Source organism: Moorena sp. SIO3I6 (genome assembly GCF_010672095.1).
On record NZ_JAAHHU010000001.1, the window covers coordinates 40,753 to 61,149 of the forward strand.

Genomic DNA, 20,397 nt, shown 5'->3' on the forward strand with positions numbered 1-20,397 from the left:
CGTAAGTAAGAGTAAGTAAGTTTTTTAAAGGAGGTAGACCATGAAACGTCTTGTGGTATGTTGTGATGGAACATGGCAAGATTTATCAAGTACTTACCCAACCAATGTGGTTAAGATTGCTCAGGCAGTTAAACCACTGGGTAGTGACGGAATTCTACAAATCGTATTCTACGATGAGGGAATTGGCACAGAAGACTCTCTGAAGAGCAAGCTTTTCGGTGGCGCTTTTGGAAGAGGGATTGATAGCAATATCCAGGATGCTTATCGCTTTCTTTGCTTGAACTACGTCCCTGGTGACGAAATCTACCTGTTCGGTTTCAGTCGTGGGGCTTACACCGTGCGCAGTCTCGCTGGAATGATTTATAACTCAGGCTTGCTATCCCGTTCCGAGATCCGTAAAGCTCCGGAAGCCTACGAACTGTACCGCTCTCGGGATATCAAGCCCAATCACCAACAAATGGTAGCATTCCGCGAAAAATACGGAGAACGTGTTCCCATTACCTTGCTTGGCTGCTGGGATACCGTTGGTTCCCTTGGTATCCCTAATTTATCCCCCTTTTTGCGGTTTGACAAAAAGGTCAACGAAAAGTATAGATTCCACGATACCTCTTTGAGTCCGATTATTAAGCATGGGTTGCACGCTGTATCCATTGATGAGCAGCGCAAAGTGTTTGACGTGACTCCAATGGACAAAAGCGACCTTAAGGTTCTTGAAGTATGGTTTCCAGGGGTTCACGGCTCCGTCGGTGGTGGCTCCCAGGAGCAGAGCGGCTTGTCCGACTGCGCACTGCAGTGGATGATGGACTCAATCGGCAAGATCGGTCTTGGTCTTGAGTTTGACCCAAGCGCAATTCCTACTGGTATCAACATTGACTATGAAATTGATTTCAACAATGATCTGGGTCTATTCAAGTTCACAGGGACCAAGGAACGAGAGATTTCTGATAAGTTTCGCCTTCACGAGAGTGTAAGAGAACGCTGGCTGAGGCGGCCAGATTATCGACCGAGCAATCTGCCTAAAAAGCACGTCTCCAGACTCAATCAACTATTAGAACAGAAGCAACAGAAGTAAAATAATGATGTCAATTTTGGTTGACTATTCAACAGCTAATAATTAGTAATTTGTTATTTGAATAAAATTGTGAATTATGAAGCATGAAGCATGAAGTATGAAGTATGAATTATGAAGTGTGACAACTTAATTTTCAATTTTTAATTTTAGAGTTATCAACAAAAATTTGTTTTGAAACCCGAATCAGTTTATAGGGACCAAGACTAGCTAAGGTAGTATATTGGTCAGGTTTTAGCTTGGCTTTCTTTAGCCTTTTATTCCTAGCTAACATCAAAACTGAGGGAGGTGAAGGCTGAGTCACTGCTATTTCTTTCATGTAATTTCGTGCTTTTTTGCCTTTGCTCATGTAGGTGACGGGTTGCTGGGTGTAAAAAACCACACTGGGTTTTTTGAAACCAATCATAATCAATTCTTCTGAGGATTGCTTTTCTTGAACAGCAATGGCAGATAATTGCCGTAGGGGTAATTGACGCACTTGATCCACTAATAAGAAAGTCGGGGTCAACACGAAAATAAGAAAGGCTAAAAATCCCACTAGGTTGACTATCCATACCCCAAACAACCAACGTCGCCACAGCAATAGTGCTGCTACAATAGCAGTTAAACTCCAAATAATACCTCCCCTCACCATTAAGCCCGATTCTTGCAACTGCTCCGGTAAGTTGGGTGCTGCAGGTCCACTACCGATATATTCCGGAGCCAAGAAAATGGCGGTGGCAAGGGCAATTAACAACAAGAGGTTAAATAGGCTACTGAGTAGCATGGATGGGGAAAGGGGCAGAGGGCTAGACCAGGAAAGGTTACTAGTATGGGTGAGTTGGTCACTCCACAATAAAGCCAAAAGAATGGCGGCAGCTGGAATTAGGGGTAGGACATAGCTGGGTAGTTTAGTGGCAGCAATGGTAAAAAAGCCGAAAATCCCTACAAACCAGAACAGAGCAAATAAACCCAAATGAGTAGAACGGGGTGAGTTACGCCACCGCACCCGCCGCCAAAATTTTAGTCGTGCGATCGCAAACGGCAAGTAGCTCGACCAAGGGGCAAAAGCTACTAGTACTACTGGAAAATAAAAATACCAAGGCGCAGCGTGGCGGTTAACGATGCGAGTAAAGCGTTGAATATTGTGATAGCCAAAAAACGAGTCGATATAGCCTTGCCCATTGGCTAGGGTTACTAATACATACCAAGGCAGTGTCAGAGCCAAAATAATCACAATGCCTCTAAATAAGCACATTTCCTGCAATACTTCCCTGCCATTGCCCAGGTAAAGCAGAAAACCACCAATAATTAGTGTGGGTAGAACGATACCAACTGGTCCTTTGGTAAGGATAGCTAGAGCAATGAGCACATAACAGGCTAGGTACCAACCGCAAGGGTGTTTGTGAGGGGGTGAGGGGCTTTTAGCAACAGTTGTTTCGCTGCTTCCGAGCTCCTGTGCTGCTGTGCTCCTCTGGTTTCCATGGGCATACCCTAGAAAAAAGCTTAGTAATGCACCCCCTACACAGGCGCTGAGTAGCATATCTGAGACACCGGTTCTTGCCCAGATAATGGTTTGAAGATTCACTGCCATCAGGGTCGAACCAATCCAGGCACAGATCCACAACTGCCGCTGGAGATAGGAAGGGTTGATTTGGCTATCCCTGTGCTGACTAGAATCTAGATCAGGGGTAAAGCCAGCAGGACGGGAAATCCCATAATATCGTAGGGTGTAAAAGCCTAATCCAGTTAATGCGATCGCACTCAGGGCTGACGGCAGTCTTACTGCCCATTCATTCACCCCAATCAACCGGTAACCAATTGCCATCAACCAGTAGATTAGGGGTGGTTTATCAAAGCGAGTCTCACCATTGAAATAAGGGGTAATCCAGTCACCTGTAACCGTCATCTGGCGAGCGGCCTCAGCAAACAAGGGTTCAGTTTCATCTACTAAACCGATGTTGCCCAAATTCCACAAAAAAGCTAGCCAGCTGATCAGGAGTAACCACAGAATAGAAAGTGTCCATAGGGTGGTGGGATGCTGTTGCCAAGATTGCCACCAATTTTTAAACCTATTAGTTAATTTAAACTTCATCAATGGGCTAGGGGGTGATTGAGGTCTAGCAGGCTATCATGAGTCCAAAAGGGATAGCATGGTCTACAGGTGTGTTATTCTTGTTTCATTGAGTGTAGTAGATGCAGAATACCCGTCTTAATAATTTAGTTGATTTTTTATCGACGCGGCTGGGGCTATGGTTTGCTAATCCCTGGCGACGCCTGTCCATGATCCTGATTAGCTTTCTGTGTGGCTTCTTGGTAGGACAAGGCCTGTGTACTACAGCAGGAACTGGCCAGGAATTGATACTATCTGGGATGTTGATTATTTTTACAGAACCACTTAGCTGGTTGATTTATAGCGGTAAATTTCCAAAAGGTAAATCAAATCAAACCGTTGACCGGGTTTCATGGTTGGCAGATCTAGTCAATGCTTTTAAGATTGGTCTGGTATACAGTATGTATTTAGAAGCCTTCAAGCTTGGCTCTTGAAATAGTAATCAGTTATTAATCAGTTAGTAATCACTGCTGAGTCCTCAGAAGCGATATTTCCCATGCAACTACTGACCGACAAACGATAAATGAAAAGAGACACCAAGAGCGTTGGTCCAATTCTAGAGCAGTGGGTATCAGGACAAAAACCAAATCCCCTTGAATGTCAGCAACTGTTGGCTGAGGAACTGGCTGATCACCAAAAGGCAAAGGCGTTTGGCATCACAGAGGATAATGGTGAACAGGTAATCCAAGCGCGATCGCATTTGTTTGAGATAGTCTACCCAGATATTCTCGCTCTACCGTATTTTGAAACTACTCCTGAAACACAGCAAAAGACTCTCTTATCCCTTTGGAACCTCTGGCTTCCTTTAGCCATGGCGTTGGTATCCTGTCGTAAACAGCTGGGACGTCCTTTGATTCAAGGCATATTAGGAGGGCAGGGCACTGGGAAAACGACTCTAGCGGCAGTCTTAAGTGTGATTATCCACAAATTAGGCGAACGCACTCTCACCCTGTCTATCGATGACCTCTACAAAACCTACAAGGAGCGACAACAGCTTCAAGAACAAGACCCCAGGCTGATCTGGCGTGGTCCCCCTGGCACTCATGATGTTGAGCTGGGTTTACAGCTATTAGACCAATTACGATCCCCTTCCCCTACCGCAGAAATCCTCGTGCCTCGGTTTGATAAGTCAGCTTTTGGGGGGGCTGGAGACCGAATCACTCCAGAGGTGGTCGAAAGTATTGATATTGTATTGTTTGAAGGGTGGTTTGTTGGGGTTCGACCCATTGAGCCAGAGGTGTTTGATGGCTCCCTTCCAGAACCGATTCAGACCCTGGAAGACCGAGAGTTTGCTCGGGATATGAATCAGCAACTGAGGCTTTATGTACCGCTGTGGGAACGATTAGACCGATTGATGGTACTCTACCCTACTGACTACCGCCTCAGTCAGCAATGGCGACTACAGGCAGAGAAACAGATGATTGCTCAGGGGAAGTCCGGGATGGGAGATGCACAAATTAGAGATTTTGTCAACTATTTTTGGAAAGCTCTCCATCCAGAATTATTCATTACACCCCTGACTAGAAACCCAAATCTAGTAGACTTGGTGGTTGAAATTAATCCTGACCACACACCTGGTGTGATTTATTCACCAGGGTATACTGGTTAGCATGGATCCAACAAGCGGGTGATCGGACTCGAACCGACGACGTTCAGCTTGGGAAGCTGACATTCTACCACTGAATTACACCCGCAATCCTTTAATTATTTTTTTAACTATTATTTAACTAGTATTGGTATTATACCACTTCTTAATTGGGTCAAGGACTTGACTCGATTGAGAATTGGTAGATCAAGTCCGCAAAAATACTCATTATAAAAAAGATTGATAGGGAGATGGGGAAGATTTTTATTAAGGTTAATTACCTGGACATGATCTGATCGGGGCTTTCAGCTTGGGTTTTTGGTAAGCTGAAGACAAATATTAGCGTTCCCCATTGCTGCTGATATAGCGTCCAAGGATTACCCAGTTTAGATCTCAGAGTTTAGATCTAAGGCGTTAACCCTAAGGGAGCTATACAAAAGGTTAAACTACCAAAAATTGAATTCTACCAAACTAGTAAAACTAAGCCAGTGTCATGGGAATACTGGACTTTGTCTTAGCATTTAAGTCAATCAAAAATCATGTTTAACACCACTGAAATTCTAATTAACGCCTTTGTTATAAGACTCCGGGAAGGCTACCGCCGAACTTACGGGGGACTCAAACCTGACAACGAAGATATAATTGCTTGGGCTGGCAGCATGGCCATGGAAAATATTGCCAACAGTGATGCCCTCTATCACAATGTGGAACACTCCATCCTAGTTACCCTCGTCGGACAAGAGATTTTGCGAGGCAAACATATCCGTGAAGGTGGTGTAACTCCTCATGATTGGTTACACTTTATCATTTCTTTGGCATGTCATGATATTGGCTATGTTAAAGGAGTATGTCGCCAAGACCGAGAAAATGAACGACTCTACGCTACTGGTCAAAATGGGGAGATGGTTCATTTACGCCAAGGGTCTACCGATGCTGCTCTGACTCCTTATCATGTCGATCGGGCAAAATTATTTATTGATGAGCGCTTTGGTGGTCACAACCTGATTGATGCCGAGTTTATCAAGCGCAACATTGAACTGACTCGTTTCCCTGTGCCGAAGCAAGGGGATCATCAAGATACAGGTAACTATCCTGGATTAATTCGCGCCTCTGACTTGATTGGTCAACTGAGTGACCCACGCTATCTCAAAAAAACTAGTGCTTTGTTCTACGAGTTTGAAGAAACTGGATTTAACAAAGCCATTGGCTACCGCCATCCTGGAGATCTGCGGGAAGGCTACTCTAAGTTTTACTGGAATGGGGTATATCCTTATATTCAGGATGCCTTGCGTTACCTATCCTTAACTCAGGAAGGTAAACAAATTACGGCTAATCTCTTCTCCAATGTGTTTGTGGTTGAACACTCAGAAAATCAAAATGGAATGGTGAAAATGACACAAAAGGTTAATGTATAGCAGTTACCAATCTGTTGAGGTACTTTAATCCCGGGTTTTAGGGAACAGGTAATAGGGAATAGGGAATAGGGAATAGGGAATAGGGAATAGGGAAAAAATCCTGTGTACCTCATTAATATGATAAGCGCTATATAACCAGAAGCTATTAAAGGTGAAGGCTTAAGGGTGAACGGTGTTGGGTCAAGGGTGTTGGCTCAAGGATGGTTGCACCAGATTTCGATACCATCTTATTAGTATGGGGTATGGGTAAAACATAGCTAATCCAAGACACGCCCATACTAATAAGACCCATACTAATAAGACCCATACTAAGTAAACGCGAGGTGCTTTTCGCCCTTCCGGAGTCAGAATCCTAGTCAGAATCCTATGAACTGGTGGCAAAAACTTACCAAGAACCCTCTCGCCCGTTTTGGGGCATTGCTATTATTGACGTTTTATCTAATTGTCATTGCAGCAGATGTTGTTGCTCCCTATGATCCTTATGTGTCTCAGCCAGATGGTTCCCTGCTACCACCTACCAAGATCTACTGGCGTAACCAGCAAACCAAAAAGTTTATTGGTCCCCATGTCTATCCCACAACCCAAGGACCAACGGATTTAGAGACAGGCGATCGCAAACTGATTGTAGACTGGCAAAAGCCTTCGCCAGTGGGTCTATTTGTTCCAGTTCCGGAGTATAAGTTGTTTAGAGTGATTCCCTTCAACCGTCACCTGTTCGGTACAGTGGGTGAGGGTAAGATTAATCTATTAGGTACCGATGAGCAAGCTCGTGATCAGTTTAGTCGCTTGGTGTATGGGGGTCGGATTAGTCTTAGTATTGGTCTAGTCGGAATTGCGATCTCCTTTCCCCTTGGTCTAATCATTGGGGGAATTTCTGGCTATTTCGGCGGCTGGGTAGATGGGATCATCATGCGTCTGGTAGAAGTTTTGATGACTATTCCTGGTATTTACCTACTCGTCGCCTTAGCTGCTGTGCTACCACCTGGTCTAACTAGTGCCCAACGGTTTTTGTTAATTGTTTTGATTACCTCGTTTATTAGCTGGTCTGGCTTAGCACGAGTGATCCGAGGACAGGTGTTATCGATTAAGGAGCGGGAATTTGTCCAAGCTGCCAAAACTATGGGGGCGAATCCCTTTTATATCATTGTACGGCACGTTCTGCCCCAGACAGCTTCCTATGTGATTATATCAGCAACCTTGGCAGTTCCTGGTTTCATTGTGGCCGAGTCGGTGCTGAGTTTAATTGGGTTGGGAATTCAGCAACCGGACCCGTCCTGGGGAAATTTGTTGTCTTTGGCAACCAATGCCTCAATCATCGTGCTACAGCCTTGGTTGATTTGGCCCCCAGCACTGCTGATTATTCTGACGGTGTTGGCGTTTAATTTACTTGGGGATGGGTTGCGGGATGCTCTCGATCCTAGAAGTTTACAGCGCTAGCTATTTTAATACTCAAGGGGGAAGGATGGGTCGAGTTTGGAAAAAGCCTTTTTTTCTGGGTTCAATCATCAGCCTTGCTCTCCTTGAGCGCTAGCCCTTACCACAATAGTCCACAGACTTCAGTTTTAACAAAAAATCTCAGGGAACAATAATATTATAAATAGAATGTTTTGTGGCTGTGTTTACCCATTATCAAATACTTACTGGCTCAGACAATAATATATAAAATACGGCTCTTCCGTACTTGTTATGCTAAATAAACACTTTAGCTAAGGGAGCAGGGAGTAGTGTAAAGAGGCCGTATTCAGAAAATTTTGTTAGTTAAATAGCCTCATTTTCCTTATACAGTAAGCTTTATGAGTTTTTTAAGTTGAAATTTAGCATAAAAGGTACTGAAGAACCTAAAATACAAACCCAATCCAGAGCAAAGAAGAATATCACGGCAATTAAACAATAGTAAATATGGCTAGTGGCTGTTATCATTTTGCGCTCCAATTAATTTTAACATAGTACTATTTTTGGCGACGATAAAGACTGTCAAAAAGACCTAGTTTCGATAAAAAAAATATTTTTTGTTTCTTTATAATCATCGACAATTCCTTGTCTGTTTCTTTACAGTCCATGTGGCAAGACAGTAGCAGTTAGAAGAGACATACAGACTGGGGACATGAAAGCATTATCAGTGGCAAGTGTTACGGCACCATCTAATCTACCCAAGGAGTCACCTCCTCAAGAGTATCGGAGTGAGTATCCCTTCCGGACACTACTTTATCTCTACCGCCAAGACCTAGGTAAAATCGGACTGTCGATGGCGGTGTATGTGATCAAACACAGTCCGGAATGGATCAGACCATTGGTGATTGCTAATGTAATTGATATTATTGCCAACCCAAGCACTCACCCACTGTCGGAGTTATGGATTAATGGGGCTATCTTAGGGATTTCTGTAGTGCAAAATATCCCCACCCATTACTTACACATCCGGTTTATGAGTCTCGCGACTCGCAACATGGAGTCGAATCTGCGCTCACTAATCACCCAGCAGCTGCAACTGCTTTCAATTGGGTTCTACAAAAATAACAGCAAGGGAGCACTACAAACCAAACTCTTGCGGGATGTGGAACAAATTCAAGGGTTGGCAACAACCCTGTTCCAGTTTGTCCCTGCAGCTATGCTAACTATCTTAGTAGCAATTGTCGCTACTGCTATTCGTGCTCCTTGGTTCCTGCTGTTCTTCCTGGGAACTGTCCCAGCGGCTGTGATTCTGATCTCGGTACTCAGAGGACCGATTCGCGATCGCAATTCTGCTTTCCGACAACAACTAGAAGAAATGGCAGCTAGCTTAATCGAGATGATTCAGCTAATCCCAGTCACACGAGCTCATGGTGCTCAACAGACTGAGATAGAAAGGATTGATGGCAAGTTAGTGACGGTCAAACAGGCAGCGGTGCGACTTGACTCGATTAACGCCATCACCGATTCTTCTTCTTGGGTAACCCTACGGTTATTCAGTCTGGTTTGCTTGATCACCTCAGCCTGGTTAGTCTATACCAAGCAATGGGCAATCACAGTGGGGGATGTGGTGTTACTGACTGGTTATTTTGATTCCCTGACTAGCTCGATAGTGCAAATTTTAGCTGTATTGCCACAGATTGGCAAAGGTTTTGAATCCATTCGCTCAGTGGGTGAAATTATCGAGTGTCCTGACCTAGAGCGCAATCCTGGTAAGATAGCTCTGCAACAGGTGCGTGGTGAATTCACCTTTGAGTCGGTTAGTTATAAGTATCCCGATACGGAACAGTTTGCCATTCAAGACTTTTGTCTACAGGTCAATCCTGGGGAAACCATTGCCATCGTCGGACCATCCGGAGCCGGAAAATCTACCTTATTAAGTCTGATTATTGGTTTTATGGCTCCCACGACCGGAAGAGTTTTACTAGATGGTACAGATATGAGTAGCCTCGACCTACAGACCTATCGGAAATTCCTGTCAGTGGTTTCCCAGGAGACTATCTTATTTGAAGGTACGGTGCGAGAGAATATTGTGTATGGCAGTGAACAATTGGATGAAGAACAGTTAATCAAGGCGATTCAGGATGCCAATGCTTTAGAATTTATTCAGGAATTGCCCTCGGGACTTGATACTCTAATTGGGGAAAATGGGGCAAAACTTTCTGGTGGTCAACGGCAACGATTAGCGATTGCTCGTGCTTTAATTCGTAATCCACGGGTGTTAGTTCTCGATGAAGCAACATCGTCTCTAGATACTGCTTCGGAAGCTTTGATTCAGGAAGCTTTGGAACACTTGATGGAAAACCGCACAACGTTTGTGGTAGCTCATCGCCTGTCAACGATTCGGAAAGCTGACCGGATTGTAGTTATGGAACGAGGGCATATTGTAGAAGTTGGCAATCACGCTCAACTGCTGGAAAAAGATGGAACTTATACACAATTACATTCATTACAGATATAGCAGTTATCAATGGGGTGAGGTACTTTCATTATGGGTTTTAGGGAACAGGGAACAGCGGATCTGGGAACAGGAAAAAAAACCTGTGTATCTCATAGCTATGAGAAATGCTATATCACTCAGGCAAATCACCAAACTGTTCTCGATAACGAGCTAACAATGACTCCATTTGAGATAATTGCTCCTGAGCTTGTTCCTTTTGCTGACATTCTTGTTCGGCTCGTTGCTTTTCGAGTTCGGCTGCTTCAGTAGGGGTAGGAACTAGTTGTCCTTCTGCGGTAAACCAACGTAATTTTGAGTCATAAATTCCCAAATATAGTGCCAACTGTTGACTCCACAACCAACCTTCTTGATTAGGCTCAAGTTCGAGATAACAACCATCTACCAAGTGGAAGCCCTTCAATTCCAGGGTGTTGGGGTCAAACCAGAAATAGTCGGGAGTACGGAATGTATCTTGGTAGATTTGCTTCTTTAATCCTCGGTCCGTATCTGCCGTGGTAGGGGAAATAATTTCTACAATCACATTCGGATACTTCCCCTCTTCTTGCCACACTACCCAACTGTTCCGAGGTTTGCGCTCAGTTTGCAGCACCACAAAAAAGTCAGGCCCACGGAATTCTTCAGACTTACGTTGTCGAGGACTGTAATAAATAGTCAGATTTCCCGAGACATAGAAATCATCACGCTCATCCCACAACCACTCTAGGCATTGGATGAGTAGGGTCATTTGTAGTCGATGTAGATCAGTTTCCAAAGGTGGTTCGTCACTGAGTAAATCCCTAGGGGGTAATATAACATCTTCCGGTACAGTTGTTGCAGTTTCTGTTGCAGTTTCTGTTGGCGTTTTTAATTCTTGAGTCAAAGACATGGCAGCTAGGCTACAATGGGTGCATCTCATATTTGAAAATATTACGTAGGGTGCGTTAGGGGCGGCTCGCCGTCATTTTCCAGCTCGTAGCCAGCTTTGGGAAAGTCCGCCCCGTAACGCACCACCGAATCAAACAGCAAAAATGAGATGCACCCGGCTACAATAAATAGGTGGTACTTATTAGTCTATAGCAATTAGACGATTTGTCAGGTAAAAACTTTGTTTTTTTAGGGAGCAGGGAGCAGGGAGCAGGGAGCAGGGAAGATGCAAGAGGCAATAGGGAAAAAATAATGTATACATCATAGCTATAAAAAACGCTATATTCACGTAATATCTGAACAAATTTGAAAAATTATCAATCTCTGATCGCAACCATTCAGATAATAAATGATAACAGCGTTTTTCCTCACTATCAGCTACACCTGTTTCCTTTGCTATAGCTGATAGCTGAATGCTTATAATTTAGCATTAGCTTTTTTTTTTATCCTAAAATTACTCCCGGAAAAAAAAATTTAGAAAAACCCTTGACAATTATAAAGATAATCATTACAATAATCATTGTAAGCGAAATTTAGTTTTTTACTCATGTCTACAGACTTTATTCCGAATCACGACAATAATCTAAAAAAACAACGTATTAAGTACATTAAGGGCTCTCCTGAAGCAGTAATTAAGACTATTTACGGCCTTTCTGCACTGGGGTATGGGTCGGTTTCCGACTGGAGCCCTTTGCAAGCAACCGGCATTCCGGGGCAAGTAATTAGTTTTGCAACCAAGTATCAAACTTGGCGTTAATAGGTTAAATTTATGGGGGGGTTTCCCCCCTGGTATGGTCCGGTAGGATCACATCCGGATTGATTCGGAAACTGATAGACATGACATAACGTTTACAGCATTGATATAGCCGTGGATAGTATTTCTACGGCTATTTTTTTTGTAAGCATTTAGCTATCAGCTATCAGCTATCAGCTATCAGCTAATGCGCTACGCGAACAGCTATCGGCTTACAGCAAATTTTGCCCCCCTAGCCCCCCAAATTTGGGGGGAAATTGAGTTAAAGTCCCCCGCCCCCCTAACCCCCCAATTTTGGGGGGAATTAGCGGATGCTTCGCTTTTTGATAGTCGGGGATTTAGGGGGCTTGCAGCTAAAGGTAGTGAGGTCAATTCATCTTAAAACGGCTGTATGATTGGGGCTACACCTATGGTGTGCAGTGCCTAGTAACGGGTTTTGTCAGCTGATCTGTATTAAGCACTGCCCACCCTACATCAACTAAAATTAATTAAATTGATCGTAATGACCACCTATTGCAAAAATATAAACATAGTTATCATCAAATTTGTAAATAAGGCGATCTTTTTGAGAAATTCTTCTTGACCACAACCCCGATAAATTATGTTTTAACGGTTCAGGTTTTCCCATTCCTTTAGCGGGATCGTCTCTCAGCATTTCTTTGATGATTTTACAAAGGGTTTGATGGAGTTTTTTGTCTTTTTTACGAAGAACTTCGTAAATCTCCCAAGTTTTGCCCTCAAATACTAAGTATCTCATCTAGTTCTTCCTGATTGGGAGAGTAGCCTTTATTTTGGGTATGGGTAGCTTGAGAACGGTTAATCTGTTCCATTAAATGGCTATTTTGTAATACATACAATGTTTCTTGTTGTTGTTCCCAATCTTCGGCACTAATAATAATAAAGTCTCCCTGATTGGGATCGGTGATTTTGAGGGGAGTATGTTGATTAATGACTTGTTTAATAAAGTCTTGAATGTTAGTCTTAAATTGCTTGATAGGAATAGAGTTCACGGTTTTTTCCTCATTTATACTTAAGTATAGCAGGTTAATATTTCCTTGAGTTGCTTGTAAGCATTTATCTCAAGTCCGGTTGAATACCGATAATAAAAGTGTATTGAAGGCAGCTTTGCTGAAGTAAAAGAATAAGGTTTCAAGGGAATGGTGCGATCGCTTTTAGCGGCTCCTTGGTCGTTGGCCACGCTACGCGAACGGAGCATCGCAACGGTAGAGTCGGCTTCAGCTACAACAACCTATCCCTGAGTCTCTATCCGAAACAGTCTGTAGGTTAATCAACACAACGAGGCAGTAATTATTAAAAAATATTTCTAGTTTATTGACAAGAACTGCTTGTTATACTAAACTACTTTAACTAAAGTTCCCTATTCCCTTTCTTATATATAACTATGGCTGATGAAAGCTAATGAAGTTCTGGAAAAATATGCAGCAGGAGAAAAGGATTTCCGCAGGGAAAATCTTAGAGGTCAATCGTTTCAGGAGAAAGACCTTTCAGGAGCGGATTTTAGTGAAGCGGATATTAGAGGGACAAATTTTAAGAATGCTATTTTAAGGGATACTAGGTTTTGTAAAGCGAAGGCGGGATTACAAAAACGGTGGGTAATTGTTCTTCTGTTGCTTTCATGGATAACGTCAGGAGTATCAGGATTTACCAGCTTCTCTGGTAGGTTTTTAGTAGCGCGAATATTTACCTCTCAAGGCGTGGTAGAGCAAGTCTTCGGCTGGATAGCTTTGGTTGTAATAATTGTCTTATTTACTGTTACCCTTCGTCAAAGTATGGAAAAAGCCGGAACTTTGGCCATAGGCATTGCCGGAGTCGGAGCTTTGGTTCTAGCCGTTGCTATAACCGTATCTGGAGCAGGAATCGGTCCCCGTGCGGGAGCCTTAGCCGGCGTCGCCGAGTTTTTAGGTGTAGTCGGAGCCGGAGCCGGAGCTGGTGCTGCTGCCGTAGTCGTGGGATTTATCCAAGCTGTAGGGGTAGCTGGTGCCGGTGCCGTAGGCGGAGTTTTTGCCTTTGCCTTTGCCGGAGCTGTAGCCTTTACCTTTGGCGGAGCTGTAGCCTTTAACTTTTCCGGAGCTTTTGCTGGAGACTTAGCCGGAGTTATAACTATAGTCGTAGCCTTACTTGGCACTTACCTGGGCTGGCGTGTTCTAACAGGAGACCTCAAAGATGCCTGGATTCGTACTATTGCTATTGCATTTGCTGCCACAGGAGGTACCAGTTTTTACAAGGCAGACCTAACCAATGCTAATTTTACGGGAGCTACCCTCAAAAGTACAGATTTAAGAAAGGCTACTATCACTCGTACGTGTTGGCAAAATACTATTAAGCTGGACCGAGCAAGACCAGGTAATTCTCTGATAGCTGATACAGCTATCAGAGAATTATTGGTTAGTGGTAATGGTTATAATAAGTCTTATGTTGATGTCAATCTTAGAGGTGCAAATTTAAGAGGAGCTAATTTAAATAAGGCTAATCTAAAACTCGCTGATATTAGCGAAGCGACTTTACAAGAGGCTAATTTAGAATGGGCTAATTTAACGGAAGCTCAAGCAGTTGGTACTGATTTTACTAATGCTTATTTTACCGGAGCTTGTTTAGAAGCGTGGAATATTGATTCAACAACTAGGTTAAGTAAAGTTGATTGTCAGTATGTGTTTTTACTAGAGAATCCCAATGGGATGGGAAGTCGAGAGCGCCGCCCCCATGACTCTAATCGGGTTTTTCAACCAGGGGATTTTGAGAAGCTTTATCAGCAGGTTATGAATACGGTGCAGATTCTTCTGCGTAATGGGGTTAATCCAGAAGCATTTCGTCAAGCCTTTCAAGAATTAATAGGAAAAAATCCGGAAATTACTGGTGATTCGATTCAAGCAATTGAGAGGAAGGGAAATGATATTTTACTTACGTTGGAAGTTCCAGAATCAATAGATAAGGGTAAAGTCGAAAGAGAATTTTTGGCCGTTTATGAAGCTAGGCTGGAAGCAGCGAAACAAACGGCTCTGCTAGAGGCGGAAAGAAGTCATCTCAAGGATGTTAAGGAAATTGTTAGAGCTGCTTTCACTAGTAATCAGTTATCGAATCCTACAATAAATCTTACAAATACAGTTCAAGCGGATAATGATATGTCAGATAATTCACAGAGTTTTAATATAGACCAAGGCCAAGCTAATAATCCTAACAATAACTCTAATCTTGTCAATAACTCTACTATAGGTGGTGGTATTGCTGGGAGAGATAATAAAGGGGATGTTATACACCACCATGCTCCTGACAAAAACCTAGCCGAAGCAGCAGCTGAAATTCAGCAACTTCTAAACCAACTATCCCAGACTAATTCCACGAGTAATGAGATTGAGAAGTTAACAGTTGTAGCAAGGGCTGCTGAGGAAATAAAGAATAAACCAATCCTAAAAGCTAAGGTAGTCAATGCTCTAAAAGCTGGAGGAGTGGAAGCTTTTAAGGAAGCCATAGACCATCCTTTAGTTAACATTTTAATGGCTACTATTGAAGGATGGACGGAAGTTTAGGGATAAGTAATCAGCTATCAGTGGCGTAGGGTGTGTTAGGGACGGGCTCCCCTTGATTTTCCCCCTGTTAAAATCCGTTGAGACAGCCCGGCCCGTAACGCACCACCGGATCAAACTAGAGATCATTCACCCTTATTTGATCGAAGCCCTATAAATAATTGATCTGTAGATAACTTAAGGTTAGGAAAAAGGGAAGATTTGAGACAATCCCCTCTACGGAACATTACTTTCTGATATTGATCATTCACCATACAGCAGACCGTTACCGTCGGTTGTTTGGGGCTACCAATAAAGTATTTTCCGCCAATACCGAGATAATCGACAATCCAGTATTCTGGAATTCCCAAAGCTTCGTAATCTTCATACTTACGAGCATAATCATTCTGCCAATTTGTACTAACCACCTCAACCACAAGTTTTACTGTAGTACCCAGAGTTATCACTGGTTCCCTTGCCCACAGTGGTTCGTTGATTAGTTCTCCTTCATCAAGCACAACCAAATCTGGTCTGAAAGCGTTGAAGGTTCCTAAAGGCTGAATTAAGCAACGGTGTGGAATAAAATAAGGTACATCTAAACGATCTATTTCTACGTTAAGCTTTCGGCTAATCAATGCAACGACTTGCTCGTGGGGGCCCGTTGGTTCCATCTCAATTAGCTCTCCATCAATCAGTTCGTAGCGTTGATCGTCTCCATACTGAGCAATAAATTCTTCTGGACTGATACCGGTTTTGGTTGCTGATAGAATCATAGGGAACAGGGAACAGGGAACAGGGAACAGGGAACAGGGAAGAGATAAGAGGCAATAGTGCTTAGCCTATTGTAGGGTGCCTTCAAAGTAATCAACATCTGCTGCTTCAACCGATTGATTATAAGGAAGGCACCACCCAAAACCCTTGATTTTCACACTTGTTACCCTAATATTTTATCTTTTATTGTGAGTTACAATAACTCTATCGGACTCATAATCCGATCGCCCGTAGCTTAAAAGAGTCAAAAATATGCAAATAAGTCAATTCAATCAAATTTTAGAAATGATTGACGCTCTTTCTTTAGAGGAACAGAGCGATTTAATTAATATTGTTAGACATAGACAAATTGAACAAAGAAGAGAAGAAATCGCTGTTAATATTACTAAAGCTCACCAAGACTATAAACAAGGTAACGTTTTTCGAGGGACAGTTGATGATGTGATAGCTGAATTAAACGATTGATTCAGGAATAGCGGTAACTAAAATAAATACAAACAAAGCAACTTGTAGACACCCTCATGAATTCAAAAACCAGCTTGATCGCTCGCATTACTCAAACCCCTGGTCAGTGTGGTGGTCGTCTCTGCATTCGAGGGATGCGAATTCGAGTGACCGATATTTTAGAAATGTTGGCTGAAAATGTTAGTGTTACTGAAATTTTAGAAGATTTCCCCGATTTGGAACTGCCAGATATTCAAGGTTGTTTGCTTTTTGCTGCACGACGCAATTAGGAGCGAGCCCTTGGGTGGTGCGTTACGGAGCGGGCTGTTGTAACAGTCGCTACGAAGTTTAACATGAGGGCAAGCCCGCTCCTAACACACCCTACGCACGACGCACCCTACGCACTATTCCCTGTTCCCTGTTCCCTTTTCCCTATTAACTACTATTTATAAGTATTCAAGCAAACATGATCTGACCAATTAACTTAATTGAGCTACTACCTGATTTGCCAATAAGGTTTCATTAGTGAGTAAATCATCAACAGTAACTCTCAAGTAACGTTCAGCATCAACTTGAAACTGGAGTTTAATGCGATCGCTTCCGGGATTGCCCAGGGGTGTTAAGTTAGCCACACTTCTTGCCCCATCCCTGTCATTGAGGGGTTGCACAGCAGTTTGACCCTGGCCTAACTGACGAGTAATCAAGCGATCGCCTTCAAAATAAATCTCTGTGCCACCAGTTTGGGAGCCTAACTCTCCTAAAATTAGCTCTATACTCGGTTGATTCTCTACGGATGCTCCTAAGAATAGTTCTACTGGCTCACTCATGGGGTAAGGCTGTCCTTCTCTAATTATAGAGTGCCAGTTGTGACGCTTTAGCCGTCTATCCCAATAGCGAATTCCGTAGCTATGGTAGAGGAAATCTTGGACTTCGATACCTTGGCTGAGCTGAAGTGCGCCAGTTGCGATCGCTTCAAAGGGTTTTTGGCAACGAACCTTGCTTGAGTCGAAGTACTGGTTTACCCATGCCTGAACTGCTGGGATGTTCACCGTGCCACCCACTAACAAGACACCATCTATATCTGGCACTTCTATACCGCTGCGTCTTGCTTGTTGCAGCACTTCCGTCATCCTATCATCAAGGGTATCAAAAAACTGGTGTTCTTTGAGAATAGTTTCAAAGGTCTCCCGGTCTAGTTTTAGTTCGTAACTCTCGAAGGTTTCATCATTAAAATAGACTTCAGTGGCCTCAGACTGCTCAGACAGTTGAATTTTCAGGCGTTCTGCTAGTCGAGTAGTCAAAGGCGATCGCATTAACCCTTGAGTTTCCACAAAATAATCCACCAGCCAGTTATCAATATCTGTCCCACCCAAGTTTTGTCCCACTTTCGCCAGCACACGGGCAATCTTCACCTTCTGGCTAGACTCTTCACCAAAGGACTTTTGCCCCCACTTAAGAATAAACCCGAGAGGTTTTTTATTCCCTTGAGCCTCCTGATTCAGCTGCACCAGAGATAAATCCAGGGTGCCACCACCAAAGTCTATGACTAGCAGAGTATCCCCTTCGGCAATACCATAGCCCAAGGCAGCCGCTGTCGGTTCATCCAGCATCCTCACCTGTTCCACTGGCAACGATTGACAGATGCCACTAAGCCAATGGCGGTAAGCTTCAAAGCTATCCACAGGCACAGTCAGAATCACCGATTCAATCGCAGAATCCCCCGCCTCGGACTGGAGGGCTGATAGATTTTCAATAATTTGGTTGAGGAACCATTCCCCAACTTGTTCAAAGGTGATCACGGTGCCATCCAGTTCTGGCAGAAATCCCTGAACCTCAGCACCAATCCCCCGTTTGAAGCTGCGGAAGAATCGAGGGTCACTGGTAAGGTCCAATCCGCGATCGCGTACTGCCTGTCCAACCATAACCTTACCCTGAGCAGCATCTTCCACATACACCAAACTGGGAATTAAGGGAGGATTTTGACTAAGTTGCAGAGCAAGTCCTGGTAACGTGATCGTTTCTGGCGTTTCCGTGACAGGGTTCCAGCGAGTGATTACCGTATTGCTCGTGCCAAAGTCAATAGCGTAGGAGGTAGTACTGGTGCTAGGCATTAATGTTTATTGAACTGATCTTATTGATATTCTTTATTATTAAATATCAGTTTATGGCCGAACTACTCAATAGCCAAGACCTGTACCCAGGAAGACGCTTTAGCAATCCGTATCGGAATTGTCAGAATTTTTGATGCCATATTCCCGATTCCCGATTCCCGATTCCCGATTCCCGATTCCCTGTTCCCGATTCCCTATTCCCTTTAGACCTCCAACTCTTGCCTAAAGCTTAGCCATGCTGCCATAGCCTCTGGATTAGATGCTACTCCTTTTTGCATCAAAATCACACCATCTTTAAAACCAATGATGCCATACTCGTTAGTGTTGGTGACGCGGTCAATCATGTTAACTAAGGAACGCAACCGCTGACCATCATGCTTAAAGGCAATTTGATAGCGTTGTAACCGCCATAAATCTGCGATCGCATAATCCACCTTCACCACCTCGCCATTATCATTGCGCAACTGTAAATCCCCTAAGCGGATGATTTCCCGACGTCCTGACAGATGAGGCACTAGATAGGTAGTGGCTGAGACACTAGCATTTCGAGGAATCTGAGCCAGTAATGACCGGATCGACCCCACACGAGACCACTGTTGGGTTAACGGCACATATACAAAGGGTTGGTAGGAATCCGGAAGGAGGAAATAAAAGGTTCGATTTGGGCTAGAGGTAATGGTCAACACTACCGCAAGGGTTAGACAAAAAATCCAAAAGCGCCGAAACTTAGACCTAGCAGAGATCACAGCTTCACTAAATTGGGGATGAGCTGACCACCAAAGTATCGCGCCATAAAATAGCCCAGGTACTACGGTCATCGCATAGCGGATATTAATCGCAAGCACTGATTGACCTTTACCCAACAGGAGTTTGAGCAAGGGAAATGCTGCAATAGACCAAGAAGCGGGAGCAATAGCTGGTATAAATGCTAACGGTAACCATTGACCTAATAAATACTGAATGGTACCAAAAAAGGGAGTAAACAGTTCTACTAGTAAACGCCAGGGATTGGTCAGCATACCCTTAATAATCTCCAGAGTAGACGCCTCATCCCCATCAGCGTACTGACCAAAACGCTCAATCATGAACCGTTGAGAAATATCTTCCGAAAATATAGGCATAATTAGATTGGTCAAGACAAGTATGTAACCGAAACTGAGGGTACAAACTGCCAGACCAATGCGAGGATAGCGCCGACTGACAATTAAATAGAATCCCACACCAAACAAACCTATCCCGGAATCTTCCCGTACAGCTAAAATCAAAATTGCCAGCAACCAAAACAGCCACCACCAGCGTTTTTCCATAGCTAGCAGTAGCCCAAACACAAACAGGGGAATTTGGCAGATGTCATGGAAGTTGGCTAAGGTCGGACCGAGAATAGCATTAGCACAGTAAAAGCTAACCGTAATCATTGCTGCTAACATCGGTTGCAGATACTGTCTGGCCAGGATATACAAAACAACACCAGCAGCTGTTACCAAGGTTACCTGCAAAACCGTTAGGGTAGCGGGAAATGGAAACAAAGCATATAACGGTAACCAAAGTAATAGCGCGGGAGTAAAGTGTTGCCCTAATCGGTGGTAATATACATTTGGAACTTCCCCATTATGAACTACATTAGTAGACAGTTGGGATGAAAGGGTACTCTGAAAGAAGCGACCGTGACTGCCATTCCAGAAGACTTGATTAAAAATTCCTTGATCGTAGGAAGAATAAAAAGTATAGTGTCGATGTAGAGTAAAAATTAAGGTGAATAAAAAAAATGCGATCGCCGCAGTAATAACAAGTTTTAAACCAGGTTTTTTTGTCATTTGTCCTT

At 43.5% G+C, this 20,397-nt stretch carries 20 protein-coding genes and 1 tRNA gene; 10 read left to right on the top strand and 11 right to left on the bottom strand.

Annotation, left to right across the window (positions count from 1 at the left end; translation table 11 throughout):
* The first annotated feature begins 40 nt into the window (after window positions 1-40).
* A complete protein-coding gene (locus tag F6K49_RS00175) occupies window positions 41-1,072 on the top strand; it encodes a DUF2235 domain-containing protein (protein WP_293020589.1) in 1,032 nt (343 codons plus the stop codon).
* Between the two features lie 133 nt (window positions 1,073-1,205).
* Here F6K49_RS00175 and F6K49_RS00180 read toward each other — a convergent pair whose 3' ends face one another.
* On the bottom strand, window positions 1,206-3,143 hold the full coding sequence (locus F6K49_RS00180; protein WP_293093099.1) for a glycosyltransferase family 39 protein: 1,938 nt from the start codon (window positions 3,141-3,143) through the stop codon (window positions 1,206-1,208).
* Between the two features lie 101 nt (window positions 3,144-3,244).
* On the opposite strand from F6K49_RS00180, the gene F6K49_RS00185 reads away from it, so the two are divergent.
* Together F6K49_RS00185 and F6K49_RS00190 are read left to right on the top strand one after the other, a co-directional pair.
* Window positions 3,245-3,595, top strand: coding sequence for a DUF565 domain-containing protein (locus F6K49_RS00185; RefSeq protein ID WP_293020591.1), 351 nt, complete (start codon window positions 3,245-3,247; stop codon window positions 3,593-3,595).
* A gap of 89 nt (window positions 3,596-3,684) precedes the next feature.
* Window positions 3,685-4,770 carry a glycerate kinase gene (locus F6K49_RS00190; RefSeq protein WP_293068547.1) on the top strand — a complete coding sequence of 362 codons (1,086 nt, stop codon included), beginning with the start codon at window positions 3,685-3,687 and terminating at the stop codon, window positions 4,768-4,770.
* Window positions 4,771-4,783: 13 nt separating this feature from the next.
* On the opposite strand, the gene F6K49_RS00195 is transcribed toward F6K49_RS00190, so the two are convergent.
* A tRNA-Gly gene (locus F6K49_RS00195) sits at window positions 4,784-4,855 on the bottom strand.
* Between the two features lie 430 nt (window positions 4,856-5,285).
* On the opposite strand from F6K49_RS00195, the gene F6K49_RS00200 reads away from it, so the two are divergent.
* Window positions 5,286-6,161: an Npun_R2479 family HD domain-containing metalloprotein gene (locus F6K49_RS00200; RefSeq protein ID WP_293020595.1), complete on the top strand. Its 876-nt coding sequence runs from the start codon at window positions 5,286-5,288 to the stop codon at window positions 6,159-6,161.
* On the opposite strand, the gene F6K49_RS00205 is transcribed toward F6K49_RS00200, so the two are convergent.
* A complete protein-coding gene (locus F6K49_RS00205; RefSeq protein WP_293068544.1) occupies window positions 6,119-6,274 on the bottom strand; it encodes a hypothetical protein in 156 nt (51 codons plus the stop codon). The two genes, F6K49_RS00200 and F6K49_RS00205, sit on opposite strands and share 43 nt — an antisense overlap.
* A gap of 253 nt (window positions 6,275-6,527) precedes the next feature.
* Between F6K49_RS00205 and F6K49_RS00210 the strand changes: the two genes are divergently transcribed.
* Window positions 6,528-7,598: an ABC transporter permease gene (locus F6K49_RS00210; protein WP_293020597.1), complete on the top strand. Its 1,071-nt coding sequence runs from the start codon at window positions 6,528-6,530 to the stop codon at window positions 7,596-7,598.
* Between the two features lie 667 nt (window positions 7,599-8,265).
* On the top strand, window positions 8,266-10,071 hold the full coding sequence (locus F6K49_RS00215) for an ABC transporter ATP-binding protein (protein ID WP_293093108.1): 1,806 nt from the start codon (window positions 8,266-8,268) through the stop codon (window positions 10,069-10,071).
* Between the two features lie 112 nt (window positions 10,072-10,183).
* Here the strand turns inward: F6K49_RS00215 and F6K49_RS00220 are convergent, their stop codons facing one another.
* Window positions 10,184-10,936, bottom strand: a complete 753-nt coding sequence (locus tag F6K49_RS00220) for a Uma2 family endonuclease (protein WP_293093207.1) — start codon at window positions 10,934-10,936, stop codon at window positions 10,184-10,186.
* A gap of 180 nt (window positions 10,937-11,116) precedes the next feature.
* Window positions 11,117-11,239, bottom strand: coding sequence for a hypothetical protein (locus F6K49_RS00225; RefSeq protein WP_293020601.1), 123 nt, complete (start codon window positions 11,237-11,239; stop codon window positions 11,117-11,119).
* Window positions 11,240-11,521: 282 nt separating this feature from the next.
* On the opposite strand from F6K49_RS00225, the gene F6K49_RS00230 reads away from it, so the two are divergent.
* A complete protein-coding gene (locus F6K49_RS00230) occupies window positions 11,522-11,731 on the top strand; it encodes a hypothetical protein (RefSeq protein ID WP_075904992.1) in 210 nt (69 codons plus the stop codon).
* Window positions 11,732-12,212: 481 nt separating this feature from the next.
* Here F6K49_RS00230 and F6K49_RS00235 read toward each other — a convergent pair whose 3' ends face one another.
* Together F6K49_RS00235 and F6K49_RS00240 are read right to left on the bottom strand one after the other, a co-directional pair.
* A complete protein-coding gene (locus F6K49_RS00235) occupies window positions 12,213-12,485 on the bottom strand; it encodes a Txe/YoeB family addiction module toxin (protein WP_293093113.1) in 273 nt (90 codons plus the stop codon).
* Window positions 12,466-12,738: a type II toxin-antitoxin system Phd/YefM family antitoxin gene (locus F6K49_RS00240; RefSeq protein WP_075904997.1), complete on the bottom strand. Its 273-nt coding sequence runs from the start codon at window positions 12,736-12,738 to the stop codon at window positions 12,466-12,468. The genes F6K49_RS00235 and F6K49_RS00240 overlap by 20 nt, the downstream gene beginning before the upstream one ends.
* A gap of 399 nt (window positions 12,739-13,137) precedes the next feature.
* On the opposite strand from F6K49_RS00240, the gene F6K49_RS00245 reads away from it, so the two are divergent.
* Window positions 13,138-15,273 carry a pentapeptide repeat-containing protein gene (locus F6K49_RS00245; RefSeq protein ID WP_293093116.1) on the top strand — a complete coding sequence of 712 codons (2,136 nt, stop codon included), beginning with the start codon at window positions 13,138-13,140 and terminating at the stop codon, window positions 15,271-15,273.
* Window positions 15,274-15,395: 122 nt separating this feature from the next.
* On the opposite strand, the gene F6K49_RS00250 is transcribed toward F6K49_RS00245, so the two are convergent.
* A complete protein-coding gene (locus F6K49_RS00250; protein ID WP_293093119.1) occupies window positions 15,396-16,022 on the bottom strand; it encodes a Uma2 family endonuclease in 627 nt (208 codons plus the stop codon).
* Window positions 16,019-16,162 carry a hypothetical protein gene (locus tag F6K49_RS00255; protein WP_293093122.1) on the bottom strand — a complete coding sequence of 48 codons (144 nt, stop codon included), beginning with the start codon at window positions 16,160-16,162 and terminating at the stop codon, window positions 16,019-16,021. Before F6K49_RS00255 ends, F6K49_RS00250 begins: the two co-directional genes overlap by 4 nt.
* Window positions 16,163-16,272: 110 nt before the next feature.
* Here F6K49_RS00255 and F6K49_RS00260 point away from each other — a divergent pair, with 110 nt between their 5' ends.
* Window positions 16,273-16,485, top strand: coding sequence for a hypothetical protein (locus F6K49_RS00260; RefSeq protein WP_293068516.1), 213 nt, complete (start codon window positions 16,273-16,275; stop codon window positions 16,483-16,485).
* 56 nt (window positions 16,486-16,541) lie between these two features.
* Window positions 16,542-16,754 (top strand): DUF433 domain-containing protein, encoded by a 213-nt coding sequence (locus tag F6K49_RS00265; protein WP_293068513.1) that lies wholly within the window; start codon window positions 16,542-16,544, stop codon window positions 16,752-16,754.
* Between the two features lie 189 nt (window positions 16,755-16,943).
* Here F6K49_RS00265 and F6K49_RS00270 read toward each other — a convergent pair whose 3' ends face one another.
* Window positions 16,944-18,575 (bottom strand): Hsp70 family protein, encoded by a 1,632-nt coding sequence (locus F6K49_RS00270; RefSeq protein WP_293068510.1) that lies wholly within the window; start codon window positions 18,573-18,575, stop codon window positions 16,944-16,946.
* Between the two features lie 203 nt (window positions 18,576-18,778).
* The gene (locus F6K49_RS00275; RefSeq protein ID WP_293093127.1) at window positions 18,779-20,389 is read right to left on the bottom strand and encodes a DUF2079 domain-containing protein; all 1,611 of its coding nucleotides are present in this window, start codon (window positions 20,387-20,389) and stop codon (window positions 18,779-18,781) included.
* Window positions 20,390-20,397 lie beyond the last annotated feature (8 nt).

What these genes read in the sequence shown, in the direction of transcription:
- F6K49_RS00175 (WP_293020589.1), top strand. Translation starts at nt 41, where the DNA reads ATGAAACGTCTTGTGGTATGTTGTGATGGAACATGGCAAGATTTATCA.
- F6K49_RS00180 (WP_293093099.1), bottom strand. Translation starts at nt 3,143, where the DNA reads ATGAAGTTTAAATTAACTAATAGGTTTAAAAATTGGTGGCAATCTTGG.
- F6K49_RS00185 (WP_293020591.1), top strand. Translation starts at nt 3,245, where the DNA reads ATGCAGAATACCCGTCTTAATAATTTAGTTGATTTTTTATCGACGCGG.
- F6K49_RS00190 (WP_293068547.1), top strand. Translation starts at nt 3,685, where the DNA reads ATGAAAAGAGACACCAAGAGCGTTGGTCCAATTCTAGAGCAGTGGGTA.
- F6K49_RS00200 (WP_293020595.1), top strand. Translation starts at nt 5,286, where the DNA reads ATGTTTAACACCACTGAAATTCTAATTAACGCCTTTGTTATAAGACTC.
- F6K49_RS00205 (WP_293068544.1), bottom strand. Translation starts at nt 6,274, where the DNA reads ATGAGGTACACAGGATTTTTTCCCTATTCCCTATTCCCTATTCCCTAT.
- F6K49_RS00210 (WP_293020597.1), top strand. Translation starts at nt 6,528, where the DNA reads ATGAACTGGTGGCAAAAACTTACCAAGAACCCTCTCGCCCGTTTTGGG.
- F6K49_RS00215 (WP_293093108.1), top strand. Translation starts at nt 8,266, where the DNA reads ATGAAAGCATTATCAGTGGCAAGTGTTACGGCACCATCTAATCTACCC.
- F6K49_RS00220 (WP_293093207.1), bottom strand. Translation starts at nt 10,936, where the DNA reads ATGTCTTTGACTCAAGAATTAAAAACGCCAACAGAAACTGCAACAGAA.
- F6K49_RS00225 (WP_293020601.1), bottom strand. Translation starts at nt 11,239, where the DNA reads ATGATGTATACATTATTTTTTCCCTATTGCCTCTTGCATCTTCCCTGC.
- F6K49_RS00230 (WP_075904992.1), top strand. Translation starts at nt 11,522, where the DNA reads ATGTCTACAGACTTTATTCCGAATCACGACAATAATCTAAAAAAACAA.
- F6K49_RS00235 (WP_293093113.1), bottom strand. Translation starts at nt 12,485, where the DNA reads ATGAGATACTTAGTATTTGAGGGCAAAACTTGGGAGATTTACGAAGTT.
- F6K49_RS00245 (WP_293093116.1), top strand. Translation starts at nt 13,138, where the DNA reads ATGAAAGCTAATGAAGTTCTGGAAAAATATGCAGCAGGAGAAAAGGAT.
- F6K49_RS00250 (WP_293093119.1), bottom strand. Translation starts at nt 16,022, where the DNA reads ATGATTCTATCAGCAACCAAAACCGGTATCAGTCCAGAAGAATTTATT.
- F6K49_RS00260 (WP_293068516.1), top strand. Translation starts at nt 16,273, where the DNA reads ATGCAAATAAGTCAATTCAATCAAATTTTAGAAATGATTGACGCTCTT.
- F6K49_RS00265 (WP_293068513.1), top strand. Translation starts at nt 16,542, where the DNA reads ATGAATTCAAAAACCAGCTTGATCGCTCGCATTACTCAAACCCCTGGT.
- F6K49_RS00270 (WP_293068510.1), bottom strand. Translation starts at nt 18,575, where the DNA reads ATGCCTAGCACCAGTACTACCTCCTACGCTATTGACTTTGGCACGAGC.
- F6K49_RS00275 (WP_293093127.1), bottom strand. Translation starts at nt 20,389, where the DNA reads ATGACAAAAAAACCTGGTTTAAAACTTGTTATTACTGCGGCGATCGCA.